This is a genomic window from Xanthomonas sp. NCPPB 2922, from assembly GCF_041520885.1.
Lineage (GTDB): Bacteria > Pseudomonadota > Gammaproteobacteria > Xanthomonadales > Xanthomonadaceae > Xanthomonas > Xanthomonas campestris.
On record NZ_JBGOFY010000045.1, the window covers coordinates 1 to 4,284 of the forward strand.

2 protein-coding genes are annotated in these 4,284 nt (G+C 58.7%); both read left to right on the forward strand.

Going from position 1 to position 4,284, the window contains the following annotated elements; all coding sequences use genetic code 11:
• The first annotated feature begins 221 nt into the window (after positions 1 to 221).
• On the forward strand, positions 222 to 2,783 hold the full coding sequence (locus tag ACD584_RS21730; RefSeq protein WP_165349425.1) for a TonB-dependent siderophore receptor: 2,562 nt from the start codon (positions 222 to 224) through the stop codon (positions 2,781 to 2,783).
• Positions 2,784 to 2,860: 77 nt separating this feature from the next.
• Positions 2,861 to 4,129: an aminotransferase class V-fold PLP-dependent enzyme gene (locus tag ACD584_RS21735; protein ID WP_228438132.1), complete on the forward strand. Its 1,269-nt coding sequence runs from the start codon at positions 2,861 to 2,863 to the stop codon at positions 4,127 to 4,129.
• The last annotated feature ends 155 nt before the right edge of the window (positions 4,130 to 4,284 follow it).

Consider the following 4,284-nt stretch of genomic DNA (forward strand, 5'->3'; position numbering starts at 1 on the left):
GCGAGCTGGACTTTAGGTATTTCCCTCAGCAGCAGCGCCGGGAGAGGCGGTTGATCCGTCCCCAATATGAGGAGCGCACGTTTGCTCTCGCCGACTATTTCCGATCGCCACTCGAAATACTGAAACGAATTGTTATTATGTAACAATAATTCTTGATGGGGAGTGTGCATGTGCGTAGTCGAACTCTTGCGGTGACGGGAATGCTGTCAACGAGTCTTGCAGTGGCACTGCCAGCCTTCGCTGAAGATCGGGAAGCGAACTCGTCTACGCTGGTAGACAAGGAATTCGAGGTCATTACGGTGGGTAGCCGCTTCGGCGGTCGCTCGATGCTGCAGTCGCCAACGCCAGTGGACCTGATTACCAGAGAGGAGATGGAGCGCAACGGGCGCGTCGATCTGCTGCAGATGCTCAAGGTCGAAGTGCCCAGCTTCAACATCCCGCGCCCGATTGCATCGGGTGCCGGCGACTACCTCATGCCGCCGTCTTTACGGGGCCTGGGGCCGGGTGAGGTGCTGGTGCTGATCAATGGCAAGCGTCGCCACACGTCGGCAGATCTCAACTCAAGCAATGGTGTTGGACGCGGCGATATTTCGATCGACTTCAACGCCATCCCGTCCCTGGCCTTATCGCGCGTGGAAGTCCTGCGCGATGGCGCAGCGGCGCAATATGGGTCCGATGCAATCTCCGGCGTCATCAACCTCACCTTGGACCGCTCGCTGGAGACCGTGGCGCACGCCACTTACCTTGCTACCAGCAAGGGCGACGGTCAAACGCATGAGGTGGCCGCAGCGACGGGATTCCCCATCGGCAGGGAAGGCGTCGTGCGGCTCACTGCGGCCGTGCAAGACATCGCAGCCAGCAACCGGGCGCGTCCCGACACTCGGCAACAGTATTTCGGCGCCAACGCTGCTGGTGCGCCGGTGATGCCCTCCGGCAACTATGGCTCCGGGACAGGGCTGACCGCGCCCAATGGCAGGCTTGATCCCCTCGAAGCCGGTTTTGACCGGGACGTGTTCTTCCAGGGCACCCAGCCAAGCACCAATCGGCAGCTGTTCTACAACTTAGTGACGCCCCTGTCTGATGCGGTGGAGTTCTACTCCTTCGGCGGCCACAGCCGCCTGGATGGGGATATCACTTACTTCTTCCGGCGTGCGGGTCAGGACGAGACGGTGCGTGCCATCTATCCGGATGGCTACAGCCCGATGCTGGATACACGCATCGACAACACATCGGTTGCGCTGGGTCTGCGAGGCCATGCGCTTGCAGGATTCGGTTGGGACCTATCCACGGTCTACGGGCGCAATACGCAGGACCTGTTTTACGCCAATAGCGTCAATGTCTCGCTCGGCGCCGGTTCGCCAACACGTTTCTATCGCAGCGGCGCCGACTTTGATCAATGGACAACCAATCTCGATCTGAATCGAGAGCTCGCCCTGGGCAGCTTCAGCCCACTGCGCTTGGCATTAGGCGCAGAGCATCGCTACGAGCAGTACCGGCTGTTGTCCGGCGCCGAGGCTGGCTACATTAACGGGGGCGTGCCCATCCTGGACGGGCCCAACGCGGGAAGGCCTGCGATTCCCGGCTCACAGCCGGGCCCAAGCAATGGCCCGGACGACAACGCGCTGCTGGACCGGAACAGTCAGGCGATCTACGTGGAAGTCGAGCAATCGCCTAGCGACCGCCTGCTGCTGAGCGCTGCCGCCCGCCATGAGCGCTACTCCGATTTCGGCAATACGACGAACGTCAAAATCGCGAGTCGTTTTCAGCTGAGCGAACAATGGGCGCTACGGGGCTCGTACAACACTGGCTTCCGTGCTCCAGCGCTGGCGCAGTCTGGTTACAACGCGTCCAATACGTTGATTCTCAATGGGGCGCAGGCGATCGTGCGTGTTGCCGCAGTGGGAACCGAGGCGGCGCAGCTGGCCGGGGCGACCGATCTCAAGCCTGAAACGTCGAACAACATTTCGCTTGGCACGGTATTTCAGGAAGGCAACTGGTCAGCCTCACTTGATGCTTATCAGATCAAGGTCCGCGACCGCATAGCGATTTCCTCGACGTTCCAGGACCCGCGCCTGACCAACTACCTTGCGGCCAATGGACAGTCGGGATTCGCGGCGATTTCGTTTTTGACCAACGCTGTGGACACCGTCACGCGTGGCATGGATCTGGTCATCAATTATCGGCGACAATTTGAACTTGGCGGAGCACTGACCGGCACCTTTGCTGGCAATTACAACACCACTGATTTTGATCGGATTGCCGGCACGCCTGCACCAATTGCTGCGCTGGGCATCACCACGCCGCTGTTCGACCTGACCCAGCAGCTGCGGTACTCAGACAGTCAGCCTCGCGACAAGCTGATGCTCAACCTGAACTATACGCATGGCCGCTTCTCGGCAAACCTGACAAACACCCGCTATGGCCAAGTCTCCAGCGTGGCCCTGACTGGCAAGAACGCAGCGCAGGTTGCAGTGCTCACGCCGGGCTACGACACGCGCTTGGTGCCAGCCTCGGCCACCACCTACGACATCATCCAGACCTTTTCGCCAAAGATCATCACCGATCTGGAACTCTCAGCACAGGTGACGCCGGCCCTGCGTGTGAGCATCGGGGCGCAGAACCTGCTTGATGTGTATCCGGACGAGAATATCGCGTCCACTGCGGCCAGTGTTGCAGTGGGGACCAATGGCTCGGACAACGCAGGCACACATCCGTATAACGCCACATCGCCGTTCGGCTTTACGGGTCGTGCGTTATTTATGCGCGCCGGTCTTACGTTTTAAGCACACGACGACGATGCTTGAAGCTCCACACCTGACAGAGGACGACTTGAATGGGCAATCGCAGAGGATTTTTGAAGATGTCCGCTTCGCTGGCTGCCGCGCCCCTGATTCCTGAGTCGACTGCTGTGAGCAATGAACTAGACATTCCTGTCTCCAACAAACGCCCTCATGAGCTTGCACGCGACGAAGCCCACTGGCGCGCGGTAGGTAGACTCTATTCAATCCAAGAGGAAATCATCAACCTCGAGCACGGCTATTGGGGACAGATGTCCATCCCAGTAGAGCAGGCGTTGGCTCGCCACACGCACAGAGTCAATCGCGAACTGTCGTGGTATGCACACCGTGAGTACGATCGCGATTTTCTGAAAGCGCGGGCGGCAGTTGCCGATGCTCTCGGTGTCAGCGTCGAGGAGCTGATGCTCACCCGCAACGCGACTGAGTCGTTCGTCAATCTGATCACCCAGTATGACGAATTGAGTTCCGGTAACGCGATCCTGTGGGCAGATGCCGACTACCCCGAGTTCAAGCGCATGATGTCCTGGCTCGCAGAGTCGCGGCAGGTAAGGGGAACGATGCTGAGTCTCCCGGCTGCGGGAACCGATGAGGATTACATAAGGATCTATCGAGAAGCCTTTGATGCGCTTCCGGATCTCAAGCTGATGTTGCTTACTCATGTCAGCAATCAACACGGTCTAGTGCTGCCAGTGCGAGAGATCGCGGCTATTGCCAAGCGCCGCGGCATCCACGTCATTTGCGATTGCGCACAATCCTGGGGATTGCTCGACTTCACCCTTGACGACTTGAACGTTGACTGGGCTGTCTTCAATCTCCACAAGTGGATCGGCTCGCCGGTAGGTGTCGGGGCCCTTTACATGCGGCACGGAACACTGGTGCCTGTGAGGCCATTTCCAGGAGAGGACAGCAGTGATACGGATGTGGCCAATCGCGTGCACTTGGCAACATCTGACTTCGCTTCATTTCTTACTGTGCCTGATGCTCTCGCTTTTCACCGCGCTATTGGCGGCGCAAATAAACAAGCGCGGCTGAACTACCTCCGCGAAGCATGGGTCGCCAGCCTTGAAGGGTCGTCGGCGGTTGAGGTATTAGGCGCGACCGGACCTAAAAACGCATCGGGAATGGGGGCATTCCGCCTGCGCGGACAGACGTCGAAGGTGCAAGTGAGTGCACTCCAGACTCGCCTTGAGACAGAATTCCGCATCTTTACAGTGGTTCGAAACGATCTTGCTAGCGGAGCCTGTATCCGGGTGACTCCACAGGTATTTACTCCGCTTGAGCATGTGCAGGCGCTTGCTGACGCCATCGTTGAGATTTCGGTTACCGGCTAAGTGAAGCCGGCTTGACCGAATTTGCTGAAATGTGTCCGACAGCTGGCCTCTGCTCAGCAATGTCCGCTTGGTAAGGGCGGCACCGTGGGTGCGACGTCCCCCCAATTTTGAGTAGCACCTCAGTTTGGAGTCCAATTCCCTACCCCGAGGAGATT

Excerpts from the sequence above, each read along its gene's own strand:
- ACD584_RS21735 (WP_228438132.1), top strand. The coding sequence starts at position 2,861 with ATGTCCGCTTCGCTGGCTGCCGCGCCCCTGATTCCTGAGTCGACTGCT.